15 protein-coding genes are annotated in these 14,276 nt (G+C 72.9%); 6 read left to right on the top strand and 9 right to left on the bottom strand.

Annotated elements, in window-relative coordinates; genetic code table 11:
• Positions 1-71: 71 nt before the first annotated feature.
• The gene (locus Msi02_RS06615) at positions 72-1,076 is read left to right on the top strand and encodes a LacI family DNA-binding transcriptional regulator (protein ID WP_204047539.1); all 1,005 of its coding nucleotides are present in this window, start codon (positions 72-74) and stop codon (positions 1,074-1,076) included.
• On the opposite strand, the gene Msi02_RS06620 is transcribed toward Msi02_RS06615, so the two are convergent.
• Entirely contained in the window at positions 1,066-1,554 is a 489-nt protein-coding gene (locus Msi02_RS06620) for a glutathione peroxidase (RefSeq protein ID WP_204047540.1), read from the bottom strand. The two genes, Msi02_RS06615 and Msi02_RS06620, sit on opposite strands and share 11 nt — an antisense overlap.
• Positions 1,555-1,873: 319 nt before the next feature.
• Here Msi02_RS06620 and Msi02_RS06625 point away from each other — a divergent pair, with 319 nt between their 5' ends.
• Positions 1,874-2,377 carry an aggregation-promoting factor C-terminal-like domain-containing protein gene (locus Msi02_RS06625; protein WP_204047541.1) on the top strand — a complete coding sequence of 168 codons (504 nt, stop codon included), beginning with the start codon at positions 1,874-1,876 and terminating at the stop codon, positions 2,375-2,377.
• Between the two features lie 23 nt (positions 2,378-2,400).
• Here the strand turns inward: Msi02_RS06625 and Msi02_RS06630 are convergent, their stop codons facing one another.
• Positions 2,401-3,081 (bottom strand): TetR/AcrR family transcriptional regulator, encoded by a 681-nt coding sequence (locus Msi02_RS06630; protein ID WP_204047542.1) that lies wholly within the window; start codon positions 3,079-3,081, stop codon positions 2,401-2,403.
• A 106-nt stretch (positions 3,082-3,187) separates the two neighbouring features.
• On the opposite strand from Msi02_RS06630, the gene Msi02_RS06635 reads away from it, so the two are divergent.
• Positions 3,188-4,300 carry a ferritin-like domain-containing protein gene (locus tag Msi02_RS06635; RefSeq protein ID WP_204047543.1) on the top strand — a complete coding sequence of 371 codons (1,113 nt, stop codon included), beginning with the start codon at positions 3,188-3,190 and terminating at the stop codon, positions 4,298-4,300.
• A 65-nt stretch (positions 4,301-4,365) separates the two neighbouring features.
• Here Msi02_RS06635 and Msi02_RS06640 read toward each other — a convergent pair whose 3' ends face one another.
• Genes Msi02_RS06640 through Msi02_RS06650 form a run of 3 tightly spaced genes read right to left on the bottom strand, consistent with a single transcriptional unit; the run spans position 4,366 to position 5,962 of the window.
• On the bottom strand, positions 4,366-4,704 hold the full coding sequence (locus Msi02_RS06640; RefSeq protein WP_204047544.1) for a DUF202 domain-containing protein: 339 nt from the start codon (positions 4,702-4,704) through the stop codon (positions 4,366-4,368).
• Positions 4,705-4,712: 8 nt separating this feature from the next.
• Positions 4,713-5,048 (bottom strand): YidH family protein, encoded by a 336-nt coding sequence (locus Msi02_RS06645; RefSeq protein WP_204047545.1) that lies wholly within the window; start codon positions 5,046-5,048, stop codon positions 4,713-4,715.
• Between the two features lie 29 nt (positions 5,049-5,077).
• Positions 5,078-5,962 (bottom strand): helix-turn-helix domain-containing protein, encoded by an 885-nt coding sequence (locus Msi02_RS06650; protein ID WP_204047546.1) that lies wholly within the window; start codon positions 5,960-5,962, stop codon positions 5,078-5,080.
• 79 nt (positions 5,963-6,041) lie between these two features.
• Between Msi02_RS06650 and Msi02_RS06655 the strand changes: the two genes are divergently transcribed.
• Positions 6,042-7,442: an MFS transporter gene (locus Msi02_RS06655; RefSeq protein ID WP_204047547.1), complete on the top strand. Its 1,401-nt coding sequence runs from the start codon at positions 6,042-6,044 to the stop codon at positions 7,440-7,442.
• Between the two features lie 36 nt (positions 7,443-7,478).
• On the opposite strand, the gene Msi02_RS06660 is transcribed toward Msi02_RS06655, so the two are convergent.
• Complete coding sequence (locus Msi02_RS06660) at positions 7,479-7,844, bottom strand: DUF8711 family protein (protein WP_204047548.1); 366 nt, start codon at positions 7,842-7,844, stop codon at positions 7,479-7,481.
• Positions 7,845-7,932: 88 nt separating this feature from the next.
• Positions 7,933-8,652 (bottom strand): ferritin-like domain-containing protein, encoded by a 720-nt coding sequence (locus Msi02_RS06665; RefSeq protein WP_204047549.1) that lies wholly within the window; start codon positions 8,650-8,652, stop codon positions 7,933-7,935.
• Positions 8,653-8,774: 122 nt separating this feature from the next.
• Here Msi02_RS06665 and Msi02_RS06670 point away from each other — a divergent pair, with 122 nt between their 5' ends.
• Positions 8,775-9,032 (top strand): ubiquitin carboxyl-terminal hydrolase 14, encoded by a 258-nt coding sequence (locus tag Msi02_RS06670; RefSeq protein ID WP_079314090.1) that lies wholly within the window; start codon positions 8,775-8,777, stop codon positions 9,030-9,032.
• Between the two features lie 20 nt (positions 9,033-9,052).
• Here Msi02_RS06670 and Msi02_RS06675 read toward each other — a convergent pair whose 3' ends face one another.
• Together Msi02_RS06675 and Msi02_RS06680 are read right to left on the bottom strand one after the other, a co-directional pair.
• Positions 9,053-10,642 carry a Na+/H+ antiporter gene (locus Msi02_RS06675; RefSeq protein WP_204047550.1) on the bottom strand — a complete coding sequence of 530 codons (1,590 nt, stop codon included), beginning with the start codon at positions 10,640-10,642 and terminating at the stop codon, positions 9,053-9,055.
• Positions 10,643-10,689: 47 nt separating this feature from the next.
• The gene (locus tag Msi02_RS06680; protein WP_204047551.1) at positions 10,690-11,943 is read right to left on the bottom strand and encodes a hypothetical protein; all 1,254 of its coding nucleotides are present in this window, start codon (positions 11,941-11,943) and stop codon (positions 10,690-10,692) included.
• Between the two features lie 224 nt (positions 11,944-12,167).
• On the opposite strand from Msi02_RS06680, the gene Msi02_RS06685 reads away from it, so the two are divergent.
• A complete protein-coding gene (locus Msi02_RS06685; protein ID WP_204047552.1) occupies positions 12,168-14,255 on the top strand; it encodes an ATP-dependent DNA helicase in 2,088 nt (695 codons plus the stop codon).
• Positions 14,256-14,276: the final 21 nt, after the last annotated feature.

Here is a 14,276-nt window from a genome sequence, read left to right on the forward strand (position 1 = left end):
GTCCCGTGAAATACCGCCTATTGTCAAGATTTCGGTTACACAACCCGTGGAACCATGGTGGAATCGTTTCCATGAGTGGTCCAGTGCAGCGGCGGATAACCATCAAGGAAGTGGCGGAGGCGGCCGGGGTCGGGGTGGCCACGGTGTCCCGGGTCCTGTCGGGCGGCTCGGCGAGCGCGGAGACCCGCGAGAAGGTGCTCGCCGCGGCGGCGCGGCTCGACTACCGGCCGAGCGCGCTGGGACGCAACCTGAGGCGCCAGCGGACGGGCGGCATCGGCCTGCTGGTCCCCGACATCACCGACAGCTTCTACGCCCGGCTGACCGACGGCGTGCTCTCGTGCGCCCGCTCGTACGGCGAGCCCGTCACGGTGGGGGTCACCGGCGACGACCCCGAGCGGGAGGCCGAGCTGATCGGCACGCTCATCGAGCAGAGCATGGACCGGCTGATCTCGGTGCCGTCCGGGGACGGCGAGATGTGGGCCCCGGCGCTGCGCGCGGGGCTGAACGTGGTGTTCGCCGACCGGCGGGTGCGTGCCGACGTCCCCAGCGTGGTGCCCGACGACCGGGCGGGGGTGCTGACGGCCGTGGAGTACCTGGCCGGGCTGGGCCACCGGAAGATCGCCTACCTCGGCCGGCACGGGCAGTCGCAGCGGGTGGCCGCGTTCACCGCCGCGATCGCCTCGCTGGGCCTGCCCGCCGACCGGGACCTGGTCGTGCACGCCCGGTCGAGCCGCGACTCCGCCTACGCCGCCGCCGCGGGCCTGCTGCAGCACCGGCCGGACGTCACCGCGGTGATCGCGGGCGGCAACGTGCTCGGCGAGGCGGCCGTGCTGGCCGCCCGCGAGCTGGACGTGCGCATCCCCAGGGACGTGTCGCTCATCATGTTCGACGACGTGCCCTGGGCCGAGCTGTGCTCCCCGCCGCTGACGGTGATCGCCCAGCCGGCCCAGGACATCGGCTATCGCGCGGCCGAACTCGTGCTGCGGCAGGGCAGGCGCCCTCCGACCGTCACGCTGCCCACCAAGCTCGTCGTACGGGCGAGCTGCGGGCCCAAGGTCTCACTCCCTAGGAGATGACCTTCTCGATGGCCTCGGTGATCTCCGGGGCCTCGGGGACGACGCGGGGGCGGAACCGGCCCACCACCTGGCCGTCGGCGGCGACCAGGAACTTCTCGAAGTTCCACTGGATGTCGCCCGCCTCGCCCTCCGCGTCGGGGACCGCGGTCAGCTCGGCGTAGAGAGGGTGCCGCCCCGGGCCGTTGACCTCGGTCTTCTCCAGCAGCGGGAAGTCCACGCCGTAGGTCGTGGAGCAGAACTCCTTGATCTCCTCCGCGGAGCCGGGCTCCTGGCCCATGAACTGGTTGCACGGCACGCCGACGACGGTGAACCCCCGGCCGGCGTACGCCCGCTGGAGGGCGACCAGGCCCTCGTACTGCGGGGTCAGCCCGCACCTGGACGCCACGTTGACCACCAGGGCGGCCCCGCCGCCCAGCAGGTCGCCGAGGGTCGTGCTCTCGCCGTCGATCGTGGTCACCGGAATCTCGAGAACGCTCATGTCCGCACCCTAAACGAGCGTCCCGTCCGGTCTCGCCGCAGGGCGCGCCGCGCCGCGTACGGTAACCCCCGCCCCCGGGAAGGGTCGGCGTTGGGGGGCGGATCGGCAAAGAACCGTCCGCGGCGTGCCGCGGATGCCGCCGGGGAGGCGGGCGGCCGTATTTCAATCCGCGTGAGGACCCGTCGCGGTGCCCGCCGGAAGCTCTTGGTGATCCGGTACGGGCCGAGCGGACGGCGGCGCCCACGCCATGGGCGCGCGGCCGCACGGCGGGCGCCACGCGCGCCCGCCTTCCGCACGCGACCCGACGACAAGGACCGATTTGGACAGCAACAGCGTTCTACGCAACACAGTCGCCGCCGTCATCGCGGCCACCGTGGCCGGTGGCGGCAGCGGAGTGGCGTGGGCCGACGAGTGGGCCGCCGCGGAGCGGACCGGGAACAGCGTGCGGCCCGTCACCCACGTCGGAGTGTGGACCACGCGGGCGGCGGCGCAGCCGCCCCGGTTCGGCCGGGCGCCGGCGAAGGTCCGCAGCAAGGCGTACGCCTTCCGGCTCGTCACCCGCCGCACCTGGTCGGGCGAGCAATTCCAATGCCTGGACAGCCTGTGGACCAGGGAGAGCAACTGGGACCACCGGGCGTACAACCAGGGCTCGGGCGCCTACGGCATCCCGCAGGCGCTGCCCGGGCGGAAGATGGGCTACGTCGCCGAAGACTGGCGGTTCAACCCGCAGACCCAGATCAGGTGGGGGCTGCGGTACATCAAGGGCCGCTACGGCTCGCCGTGCGGCGCCTGGGGCCACTTCCGGTCCCACAACTGGTACTGACCCGGGCGGAGGCGCCCGGCGGCCTACTGCCGGGCGCCTCCACGACCGGCCCGCTCGCCGGGCTCGCACTCGGCCCGCGCGTCCGCCCGCGCGGCGGCCCGTACGGCCATCGCCTGGACCAGCAGTTCCAGGCCGAACTCGAACTCCTCGTCGTGGTCGCAGGAGTCCAGATGCGGCCGCAACTCGCTCACCACGGGGAACAGCGCCGGGTCCACCTCGGCGATCACCCCGTCGGCTCGTACGGGGGCGAACGTGGGGGTCACCCCCACCTCGCGCAGCAGCGAGCCGACGACGTACGCGATGAACATGCGCAGCATCCGGACGGCCTCCCGGCCGTCGAAGCCCGCCTCGCGCAGGGTCGCCAGGGCGCGCTCCACCGGGAGGAGGCCCGCGGTCGAGCTCAGCTGCCTGCTCACCACGACCATCGTGGAACGGGGATAGTGATGGGCGATGCGCCGGAAGGCCCGCGCCTGGATGCGCACCCGTTCGGTCCAGTGGGCGGACGGGTCGTCGGTGAAGCCGATCCGCGACAGCACGTCCTCGGCGACGGCGTCGAGCAGCGCGGCCTTGCTGGGCACGTGGTTGTACAGCGACATGACGCCGACGCCCAGTTCTGCGGCGATCCTGCGCATCGAGACGGCGTCGGCGCCCTCCCTCTCGATGAGCTCCACGGCGGCGGTCACGATGCGGTTCCGGTTGAGCATGACCGAATCCTCTCTCGCCGCGCCCGTTCTCCGTCCATTGACGTACGTACAGCGTACGTGACACGCTCGCAGGGATACGTACGGTGTACGTCAAGGGAGGTCCCCCGTGTCGACCCACGAGCTCTACACCATCCCCGCCGAGCTGGCCACGTGGAACGTGGAGATGACCGGAGCGGCCCGGTTCACCTGGGAGTACGACGACGGCCGGGACCGCATGCTCGCCCTCTACCAGAAGGGCAAGGACAAGCAGTGGGACTCGGTCAAGCGGATCGACTGGGACCTCGACGTCGACCCCTACGACGTGCTCGGCATCCCCGACACCACGCTCGCCATCTATGGCTCCCCGCTGTGGGAACGGATGGACCGGCGGCAGCGCGACGAGGTGCGCAGGCACAACGCCGCCTGGCAGTTCTCCCAGTTCCTGCACGGCGAGCAGGGCGCCATGATCTGCTCGGCCCGCATCGTCGAGTCGGTGCCCGACCTCGACTCGAAGTTCTATGCCGCCACCCAGACGATGGACGAGGCGCGGCACGCCGAGACGTACGCGCGGTTCCTCCAGGAGAAGGTCGGGCTCGCCTACCCCATCAACCAGCACCTCAAGGCGCTGCTCGACAGCACGCTGAACGACTCGCGGTGGGACATGCCCTACCTCGGCATGCAGGTGCTGATCGAGGGCCTGGCCCTGGCCGCGTTCGGGGTGATGCGCGACATCACCACCAAGCCGCTGCCCAAGCAGATCCTCGCGTACGTGATGCAGGACGAGGCCAGGCACGTGGCGTTCGGCCGGATGGCACTGCGCGACTATTACCGGAACCTGTCCGATGCCGAGTTGCGCGAGCGCGAGGACTTCGTGATCGAGGGGTGCTACCTCATGCGCGACCGGCTGCGCGGCGAGGAGATCTGGGAGACCGTCGGCCTGTCGCGGCAGGAGTCCGCCGAGGCCATGGAGTGCGTGGACCGGTCGGAGTACCTGCGGCTGTTCCGTTCGCTGCTGTTCAGCCGGATCGTCCCGTGCGTGAAGGACATCGGCCTGTGGAGCCCCCGCCTCCAGAAGGCGTACGCCGACATGGGCGTGCTCGAGATGGCCGGCCAGAGCCTCGACGCGCTGATGCGGCAGGACGAGGAGATCGCCGAGCGGCTCGACGCGGAGCGCTTCGCCAGCGAGGAGGAGGAACGGGCGGAGGAGGTCGCCGAGACCATCGCCGCCGCGGGCGACTGACCGCGGCTCACACCACGCGCGGGGCCTTCACGAGGATCCGCGGGACGGCCACCGGGGCCCCCGGCTCACGTCGTGATCGCGACGACCGCGACCAGCGCCGCGGCGGCGACGGCCAGCGCGCCGGCCCAGGCGACGAGGGCGTCCGGCCGGTGGTCGAGCGGGCGCCCGTGCCGGAGCGTCCGCTCCAGGGCGCGGTGCCGTCTCCCGGTGCGCAGCAGCAGGACCGCCCCGGCCAGCGCCGCCGCCGCGAAGGGGACGGCGAGGCCGGGCAGGTCGTGACGGACCATCATCCCCGCCGCCCCGACGGCCGAGCCCGACATCGTCACGGCGGTGCGGACCCAGGCCAGCCGGGTCCGCTCGCTGTGCAGGCCCGGCCTCGGCTCGCCGCCCGGCTTCTCACTCACCGGCCGGCTCACCGCGCCAGGAGGATGAGGAGCAGGGCCAGGACGGCCACCGCGGCCACGCCGTACCCGAACATCGGGGCCAGGGCGGGCGGCGGGAGCGCGCGGTCCTGCCGGAGCGCCCGGTCGATGTGCCGCCAGCGGGGATAGGCCGAGCCGGCCGCCACGGCGGACAGCAGCACGAGCACGACGGCGAGCAGCGTGCGCACCCACGGCACGAAGACGCCCTCGGGCACGACCGCGATGGCGATGCCGCCCGCGCTGAGCGCGAGGGAGGTGCTGATCCATGTGAGGAACGTGCGCTCGTTGGCGAGGACGAAGCGGGGGTCGGGTTCGTTCTCTTCCATACGAGAACGCTATTTCTGCCCCTTTTCCCCTAGATTTGCCGGGTTGCCACTTCTGCTGGAAGGTAGGACGACGCCACACGCGTGGTCGTGGCGGCCAGGTGCCGCAGCCGGTCCTCCGACTCCGAACCGGGCTCGGCGGCGAACAGGTCCATCCCCTGCAGTTCTGGGTCGCCGGGCAGGCCGACGAGCTCGGCGGACAGCCGCAGCTCGCCCACGACCGGGTGGTCGAGGACGTAGTCGCGGTGCGTCGCGGCGGCGACGTGGTGCTCGTGCCACAGCCTCCGGAACTCGGGGCTCTGCCCGCAGATGGTGTCGACGTGCCGCATGATCTGCGGGTTCATCGGATAGCGCGCGGCCAGGACCCGGAGCTGGGCCACGTGCTCCCTGGCGAGCCGCGGCCACTCCTCCCCGTGCATGCGCCTGATCTCCTCGTCCAGGAAGATCAGGTGGGCGATCGTCCTGCGCTCCTCCGGGATCGCGGCGAAGTCGGCGAAGACGGCGGCCGCCGGCCTGTTCCAGGCCACCACGTTGGCGTGCCGTCCGAGCACGAGCGCCGGGGTGAGCACCAGCGAGTCCAGGACACGCTGCAGCCCCGGTCTGATCGGGGCCTGCGCGACGTCGTCGCACCGATGCGCCGGACGGGCCAGCGCGTGCAGGTAGCCCCGCTCGTCCCCGGTGAGCCGCAGCACGTCGGCGATCGCGTCCAGCACCTCGGCCGAGACGTTCCTGCTGTTGCCCTGTTCCAGGCGCGTGTAGTGACTGACACTGACCCCCGCCGCCAGCGCCAGCTCCTCACGGCGCAGGCCGCGCACGCGCCGCGTCCCGTTGCCCGTGTACGGCAGGCCGACGTCCTCCGGCCGCACCCGCGCTCTGCGGGACTTGAGGAACTCGCTCAGCTCGACCCCTCGATCCACGATCGTCCAGCCTAGGCAACTTTTGAGTAGTCAGAACTCGGTGCTGGCTGGGACTCGGGACCGCGATCAGGCTGCCTGCATGCGATCCGTGATCCCTCTCGTACTTCTCGGCCTGGGCAGCTCGATCACCGCCCTGGACTTCACCATCGTCTACGTCGCGCTGCCGCAGATCGCCCGCGAGGCGGGGTTCTCCCCGTACGCGCTGCAGTGGGTGGTCAGCGGCTACGCGGTGCCCTTCGGCGGCTTCCTGCTGCTCGGGGGCCGCCTGTCCGACCTGCTGGGCAGGCGGCGCATGTTCGTCGCCGGCATGCTGCTGTACGGCGTCGCCTCGCTGCTCGGCGGGCTGGCCTCCTCCCCCGCACCGCTGATCTGCGCCAGGGCGCTGCAGGGGCTCGGCGGCGCGGTGCTGATGCCCGCGACCCTCTCCCTGGTCGTCACCATGTTCGCGGAGGGGCCCGCGCGCAACCGGGCGATGACCGTGTGGGCGGTGTGCGGCGCCGCCGGGCTGAGTCTCGGCGCGCTGCTCGGCGGCATCCTGACCGGCGCGCTCGGCTGGGAGGCGGTCTTCTTCGTGAACGTGCCGCTGACCGGAGTGGGCGCCGTCGCGGCGCTCGCCGTGCTGACACCGGACGGGGGGCGGCGGGCCGGCGGATTCGACCTGCCGGGGGCCCTCACCGGCACCGCGGGCGTCACGGGACTCGTGTTCGCCGTCGCCCAGGGCCCGCAGTGGGGCTGGACCTCCCCCGGCGTCCTGGCGTCCGCCGCCGCGGCGGCGGGGCTGCTCGCCGTCTTCCTCGTGATGGAGGCGCGGGGCCGCGACCCGTTGCTGCCGCCACGGCTGCTCGCCAACCGGCACACGGCCGCAGGGGCCGGGGTCATCCTGGTCTACGGCCTGACGTTGCAGTGCGTGCCGTACTTCCTCACGCTGCACTTCCAGGACGTGCTCGGCTACGACGCCCTCCGGTCGGGCCTGGCCTTCCTCGGGCCCACCCTCGCGATCACGGCGGGCAACCTGGCCGCCGAACGGCTCATCCCGCGCCTGGGGCTGCGCGGCACACTGATCCTCGGCATCGCCGTGGGGGCGACGGGTACGGCGGTGCTGGCGTGGCGCCTGTCGGCCGACGGGTCCTACCTCGGTCTGCTGGCCGGCGTCGTCGGGTTCGGGCTGGGCGCGGGCCTGTGGTTCTCCACGATGTTCATCCTCGCCTCGACCGGCGTCGCCCCGCGGGAGCAGGGCGTGGTCTCCGGCCTGTCCTCCACCCTCCTGCAGGCGGGCAGCGCCGCGGGCCTGGCCGTCCTGGTGGCCGTGGCCGGCCGCGAGACCACCGGCCTGACCGGGGAGGCGCTGCGCGCCGCCACCGCCGGCGGTCTGCGCTCCGCACTCCTGGTCGCGGCCGTGGTCTCCGTGGCCGGTATGGCCGTCACGACGGCGCTCCGTCCTGCCGGAAGGGATCAGGCCACCCTCGTGGACCACGCCTGAGCGGACGAGGCGGGCGGAGCGGCGCCGGGGGCCGGATCAGAGGCAGGCCTTGCTGACCTCGCGCAGGTAGTTCGCGCCGTCGGTGGCGACCTTCTGCGCCGCGTCCACCGCCGCGTTGGCGTCGTCGACGTTGAGCTTCTGGAGACTGTCGGCGAGCCCCTGGAGGGCGTCCCTGAGCGTGGTGTCGGCGGCCTTGTTCGCCATGTCCTCCAGGTCGGCGGCGCCGTCCTCGATCTTCTTGCGCATGGCGGCCGGGTCGTCCACGGCCTTGCCGATCTCGCTGATGGTCCGGCTGATCACCTGCGTCGCCTCGGCGCACGTCTGCGCCTTGTCCGCGCTCGCGCAACCGGAGGCGAGCAGGACGGCGGCCGCGCAGGCGGCGGCGAACGGGAGGAGTCGCATGCCGATCACCCTACCCAACCGCGGCCCGCCCGCCGCGGAGACGACGCCGGGGCCGCCCTTTCGGGGGCCCTCCACCCTCACCGCGTCATCACCGGGTCATGACCTCGGCGACGACCCCGCGGAAATACCCCACGACCTCGCGGGCGAAGGCGGTCCTGGACACTCCGGCCCCGCGCAGGGCGTCGCCGTGGTCGAGGGTGACCACGGCCAGCGCGCCCGCCAGCAGCGACCACCACAGGGCCGAGGCGATCGCCCGCGAGAGCCGGGAGGAACTCCGGAACGACCGCCGCAGCCGGTCACAGTGGAAGGGCACGTGGCGCAGCTCATCGGCGAGGATCCGACCCGCGACCTCCGAGGCGAGCAGGTCCCGGACGCCGTCGCGCACGGCCCGGTAGTAGCCGAGCGCGACCACCTCGGCGAGCATCAGGACCATCAGCTCCGTGCGCAGCCCGAGGAGCCGCCGCAGCCGGACGAAGGCCGTGTCGGTCCAGTGGCCGGAGATCGTCGCCGCGCCCGCCGCCTCCAGGAGCCGGCGCAGCAGGCGGGCGTGCTCGCGCTCCTCCGCCACGAACAGGCGGACCGCCTCCGCGTACACGGGGTCGCCCGCCCGGCGAACCTTGTCCATGAGGCGGGCGCCGTCGCCGTCCTCCCCCACCTGGAACCGCTGGAGGCTCCGTACGAGGGCGGGCTCCAGCCGTGCCCCCGCGTTCCAGTCGGGGTCGCCCCACGTGCTTCGCAGCAGCGCCGCGCCCTCGAAGTCGCGTAACCAGGCGGTGAAGTCGCCCGTGTCTTCGACCGTCGTCGTCATGGCCACGAAGCTACGGAAGCGGTGTGCAGATCCCGAGGGGGAGTTTGTAGAGGTTCGGCGTACGGCCCGCGGGCGCGGGCGGGCGCCGCGGGCACCCGCTCGCGCGCCGTAGCATCTGCGACATGGGGAACTGCGAACACCTGCTCGTGACGGCCGACCCTGAGCCGCTCACGCCCGAGGGCTGCCAGGATTGCCTGGAGCTCGGCATGCGCTGGGTCCACCTGCGCAAGTGCCTGGAGTGCGGCCGCATCGGCTGCTGCGACTCCTCTCCCGGCAAGCACGCCACCGCCCACTACAAGGAGACCGGCCACCCGGTGATCCGCTCGTTCGAGCCCGGCGAGGACTGGCGGTGGTGCTTCGTGGACCAGCGCCTGGGCTAGCAGGCCGGTCCTGAGCCCGCTCAGCCGCGTTCGAGCGTCGCCTCCTCGAAGTCCAGCTCCTGCATGACCCGGTGGAGGACCTCGTCATCGATGCGCCGCTCGTCGCGCAGCCGCACGAACACCTCGCGTTCCGCGGCGAGCATCTCCCGGCGCAGCCGCCGGTAGAGCGAGGCGGGCGTCTCCTCGCCCTCGGGGCCCGTGCCACCGCCGAGCCGCTCCCAGGCGTGCAGGGCCCGGCGCTCGGAGCGGCTGCGCAACTGCTCGACCACCTCTTCGTGGACGTCCAGCACGCCGTCGGAGGTGAGCTCCTCCAGCCGCGCGAGGGCCGCGGCGGCGGCGGCCTGCTGAGCGCCCGCCTCCGCGAGGTCGTCGGCGTACCGCTCCCGGGCGGTGGAGACGCCCAGCCGCCTGATCAGCCAGGGGAACGAGAGCCCGTGGACGATCAGCGTGCCCACGACTATCGCGAACGTCAGGAACAGCAGCAGGTTGCGCTGGGGGAAGTGCTCGGGCAGGGCGAAGGCCGCGGCCAGCGACACCACCCCGCGCATGCCCGCCCAGCTCGTCAGCATCACGTTCTGCCAGGACGGCGTCTTGGGCTCCCGGGCGCGCACCCGTTTCGACAGCATCCGGGGCAGGTAGGTGCTCGGCGGCACCCACGCGATCCGCACGAGGACGACCACCAGGAACAGCACGATCGCGTACGTCGCCAGTTCCCCCGGCCGCTCGCCGTCCAGCCCGGCGATGATCGGGCGCAGCTGCAGGCCGATCAGGGCGAACACGATCGACTCCAGCACCAGGTCGGCGACCTTCCACACCGCGCCCGACAGCAGGCGCGTGCCGTACGTCGTCCGGCTGAGCTCGTGACCCAGGTAGATGCCGACGATCACGACGGCGATCACGCCGGAGGCGTGCACGGCCTCTGCCGCGAGGTAGGCGGCGTACGGCACGAGCAGCGAGACCCCGTTGGCGATCAGCGCGTCGTCGAGCCGCCGCAGCACGTACCCCGCGAGGTAGGCGATGGCGAGGCCGATCGCCACGCCGAGGCCGGCGGCCAGGAGGAACTGCCCGCCGATGTCGAGCAGGTCGGCGGCGGCGCCGGTCATCGCGCCGACCGCGACCCGGTAGGCGGTCAGCGCCGTGGCGTCGTTGAACAGGCTCTCGCCCACGAGGATGGTCAGCGCCCGTCGCGGCAGGCCGAGCCTGCGCCCGATGGCGACCGCCGACACCGCGTCGGGAGGGGCGACGATCGCGCCGAGCGCGAAGGCCGCCGCGAGCGGGAGCTGGGGGACGATCGCGTGCGCCACGAAGCCGACCACGAGGGTGGTCGCCAGGACGAGCCCGACGGCCAGGAGGCCGACGGGCCTGGCGGCGTCGCGCAGCCGCAAATATGAGCTGTCCAGCGCCGCCGAGTAGAGCATCGGCGGCAGGAAGACCAGCAGGACGATGTGGGGGTCGAGACGATAGTCGGGAACCCCGGGCACGTAGGAGGCGGCCAGGCCGGCCACCACCAGGAGCAGTGGGGCCGACCAGTCTCGCCATCTGGCCAGGGCGGCGACGCCGAGGGCGCCGGCCGGGAGCAGGAGGAACTGCAGTGCCGTTGATGTGTCCATCAGACGACGAGGTTACTTACAGCTGGGACTCCCGCTGACCGGGGCCCTCACCATCCCCGCGAGGTCTCCCAGCCCTCCCCGTCGTCGTCCGACCACGGGATCGGGGAGTCCGTTGCGGGCTGCCCGGCGCGCCGCCCCCTGCGGCGCTCGTGCTCGGCGTGCTGGTCCGGGCCCTCGCCGGCCGGCCACTGGTCCGGCCGCAGGCGCTCGCCCGTGGTGTAGAGCGGCGGCTCGTTCGCGTACTGCTCGTTCGCGTACTGATCGTTCATGTACGGCCGGACCGCGCCGAGGCCGAGGGGGTCGTTGGGGTCGACCGCCCCGGGCTGTTGCCCCGCCGGCTGCGGAGCCGGGGGTTGCGAGGCCGGGGGTTGCGAGGCCGCAGAGTAGGCCGGCTGCGGGCCGGTCTGGGCCGAGGACGCGACCAGGCGGTCCTGGGTCGGCGTGCCCCGGGCGACGAGCACGTCGTTGGGGCCGAGTGCGGCGGGCGCCGGGTAGGCCTCGGGGGCCGGGGCGGGCGGCGGCACCGGCGGGCGGGCGTACTGCCCTGTGCCGGGATAATCGGGGCCGGGATAGTCCCGGTATTCGTAGTCGGACTGGACGGGCTGCTCGGGGAACCCGGCGTCGCGCGTCCCACGACGGTCCCGGGCGGCGTAGCCGTTCTCGCCCTGCGCGTACCCGTTCTCGCCCCGCGCGTAGCCGTCGCGGGCCCTGCCGTACCCGTCCGGGGCCTGGCCGTAGCCGTCCGGCGCCGTTACGTGGCCCTCGTCGACGGCGTATCCCTGGGCGTACGGGTTCTGGGGCGCGTTCTGCGGCGCGCCGTAGGGGTCTTGCGCCGCGTATCCGTCGCCGGGCTGCCCCGCGTACGCGTCGGGAACGGCGTAGGCGTCCTGGACCCGCGTCGCGTACGCGTCCGGGGACTCGGCCGCGTACGGGTCGTGGACCTGCGTGGCGTAGGGGTCGTGGACCTGGGTCGCGTAGGCGTCCTGCGCCTGGTCCTGCGGGTGCGCGGGGTACGCCTCCTGGGGGGCGTACCCCTCCTGGCCCGGCATCCCCTGCTGCGGGAACGGTCCCGTCCCGGCGTCCTGCTCCTCGCCGCCCGCCTCGGCGAAACCCTCGTCCAGGGTGTCGATCAGCCGTCCCACGTCGTTCATGGGCATGCGGAAACTGGCCGTGCACATCTCGCCCCGCCACAGGCTCAGCACCAGCGTGCCGTCGTGCCACGTGACCCGGAGCACACGGTCCTGGCCTCGCGCGTCGAAGAACACCTCGCCGAACGATGGCAGTGGGACAACTTCCGACATGGCAGACATAGTGCCTTTACCTGCCCTTTTCCGTCCACTCGATCTCGGGAACCCTCGCGAAACTTCCGTTTCGTCCCTTTTCGACCTCACTGGGTAGATCGCCGTTGACCTGAGAGCACTGACATCTCAGTGTGCCATGCGCGCCGGGAGGGAGTTCCTGGAACGCCAGGATGTGGTGAGGCGGACACGCACCGGATGTCGGTGGCACCGGGTAGCGTTCTTCCGTGCCCAAGGACCGTCCCGAGCTTCCGCCCGTCGAAGAACTCCTCACCGCCGCGGTGACCGCACTGGGGGGTGTCGAGCGCCCGGGGCAGGTCAAGATGGCACAGGCGGTGCGCGACGCCATCGAGAGCGAGGAGCATCTCGCGGTGCAGGCCGGCACCGGCACCGGCAAGTCGCTGGCCTACCTCGTGCCCGCGATCAGGCACGCGGCCGAGAGCGGCGACGCCGTGGTGGTGTCCACCGCCACGATCGCCCTGCAACGCCAGCTGGTCGACCGCGACCTTCCCCGGCTGGCCGACGCGCTGGAGAGCCTGCTGCCGCACCGCCCCGAGTTCGCGATCCTGAAGGGCCGGCGCAACTACCTGTGCCGCCACAAGATGGCCGCCGGGATGCCCGAGGACGAGGACGACCAGCTCTTCGACCCGCGTGAGGTCAGCGCCACCGGCCGGATGGTGCAGCGCATCCAGGAGTGGGCCAACGAGACCGAGACCGGCGACCGCGACGAGATCGTGCCCGGCGTGAGCGACCAGGCCTGGCGGCAGTTCTCCGTGACGGCCCGGGAGTGCCTGGGGGCCCAGCGCTGCCCCAGCGGCGCCGACTGCTTCGCCGAGCTCGCGCGGGAGCGCGCGGGCCAGGCCGACGTCGTGGTGACCAACCACGCCCTGCTGGCGATCGACGCCATGGAGGACTTCGCGGTCCTGCCCGAGCACGACGTGGTCGTGGTGGACGAGGCGCACGAGCTCGTCGACCGGGTGACGTCGGTGGTCACCGGGGAGCTGTCGGAGAGCACGGTGAGCCTCGCGGTGCGCCGGGCCGGACGGCTGATCGAGCAGGGGGTGGCCGACCGGCTCCAGGAGGCGGGCGAGGACCTGCGCGCCCTGCTGGCCGTCGCCCCGCCCGGCCGCGTCGACACGCTGCCGAATTCGCTCGGGATGACGCTCGCGCTGGTGCGCGACGCCGCCTTCGCCTGCATCACGGCCCTCGGGCCGCGCAACAAGGACAAGGACGACCCGGAGAACGCCGGGCTGCGCAAGGCCGCCTTCACCGCGCTGGACGAGGTGCACGACACCGCCCAGCGGATGCTCGACGCCTTCGGCCCGGCGGGCCGCGGCGACGAGACCGGAGACGACGCGGAGGACGCCGGGGACTCCCGGGGCGCTGCGGGCTCCGGGGGCGCTGCGGGCTCAGCGGGCGGCGGGGGCACGGACGCCCGGTCCGAGGAGGTCCACCGGGCGGAGGTCGTGTGGCTGGAGGAGGGGCGCGGGCGCGTTCCCCCCACCCTGCGGGTGGCGCCGCTGTCGGTCGGCGGCATGCTGCGCGACAAGCTCTTCGGCGACCGCACCGTCGTCCTCACCAGCGCCACGCTCGCGCTCGGCGGCACGTTCGACAGCCTGTCCCGGCAGTGGGGCCTGCGGCCCGGGGAGTGGACCGGCCTCGACGTCGGCTCGCCGTTCGACCATCCGCGCCGGGGCATCCTCTACGTCGCCACGCATCTCCCCCAGCCCGGCCGCGACGGCCTGCCCGAGGCGTACGTCGACGAGATCGCCGAGCTCATCGAGGCGGCCGGCGGCCGGACGCTCGGCCTGTTCTCCTCCATGCGGGCCGCGAAGGCCGCCACGGAGGCGCTGCGCGAGCGGCTCGACGTGCCACTGCTCTGCCAGGGCGACGACTCGACCTCGCAGCTCGTCAAGCAGTTCGCGGGCGACCCCGCCACCTGCCTGTTCGGCACGCTGTCCCTGTGGCAGGGCGTCGACGTGCCGGGCCCCTCGCTGACCCTGGTGATCATCGACAGGATCCCGTTCCCGCGTCCCGACGACCCGCTCGCCTCGGCCCGGCAGCGGCACGTGGCGGCCACGGGGGGCAACGGCTTCATGGCGGTGGCGGCCACCCACGCGGCGCTGCTGCTGGCGCAGGGCGCGGGCCGGCTGCTGCGGTCGATGGACGACCGGGGCGTCGTCGCCGTGCTCGATCCGAGGCTCGCGACCGCCCGTTACAGCGGGTTCCTGCTCAACTCGCTGCCGCCCTTCTGGCGCACCACCGACCCCGCGAAGGTCCGCGACGCCCTGCGCCGCCTGACCGCCGGCTCCTGAGCCCGGATCGGCCGGGCGGAG

It is taken from the genome of Microbispora siamensis (assembly GCF_016863095.1).
In the GTDB taxonomy this organism is placed as follows: domain Bacteria; phylum Actinomycetota; class Actinomycetes; order Streptosporangiales; family Streptosporangiaceae; genus Microbispora; species Microbispora siamensis.

What these genes read in the sequence shown, in the direction of transcription:
- Msi02_RS06615 (WP_204047539.1), top strand. Translation starts at nt 72, where the DNA reads ATGAGTGGTCCAGTGCAGCGGCGGATAACCATCAAGGAAGTGGCGGAG.
- Msi02_RS06620 (WP_204047540.1), bottom strand. Translation starts at nt 1,554, where the DNA reads ATGAGCGTTCTCGAGATTCCGGTGACCACGATCGACGGCGAGAGCACG.
- Msi02_RS06630 (WP_204047542.1), bottom strand. Translation starts at nt 3,081, where the DNA reads ATGCTCAACCGGAACCGCATCGTGACCGCCGCCGTGGAGCTCATCGAG.
- Msi02_RS06645 (WP_204047545.1), bottom strand. Translation starts at nt 5,048, where the DNA reads ATGGAAGAGAACGAACCCGACCCCCGCTTCGTCCTCGCCAACGAGCGC.
- Msi02_RS06655 (WP_204047547.1), top strand. Translation starts at nt 6,042, where the DNA reads ATGCGATCCGTGATCCCTCTCGTACTTCTCGGCCTGGGCAGCTCGATC.
- Msi02_RS06660 (WP_204047548.1), bottom strand. Translation starts at nt 7,844, where the DNA reads ATGCGACTCCTCCCGTTCGCCGCCGCCTGCGCGGCCGCCGTCCTGCTC.
- Msi02_RS06665 (WP_204047549.1), bottom strand. Translation starts at nt 8,652, where the DNA reads ATGACGACGACGGTCGAAGACACGGGCGACTTCACCGCCTGGTTACGC.
- Msi02_RS06670 (WP_079314090.1), top strand. Translation starts at nt 8,775, where the DNA reads ATGGGGAACTGCGAACACCTGCTCGTGACGGCCGACCCTGAGCCGCTC.
- Msi02_RS06675 (WP_204047550.1), bottom strand. Translation starts at nt 10,642, where the DNA reads ATGGACACATCAACGGCACTGCAGTTCCTCCTGCTCCCGGCCGGCGCC.
- Msi02_RS06680 (WP_204047551.1), bottom strand. Translation starts at nt 11,943, where the DNA reads ATGTCGGAAGTTGTCCCACTGCCATCGTTCGGCGAGGTGTTCTTCGAC.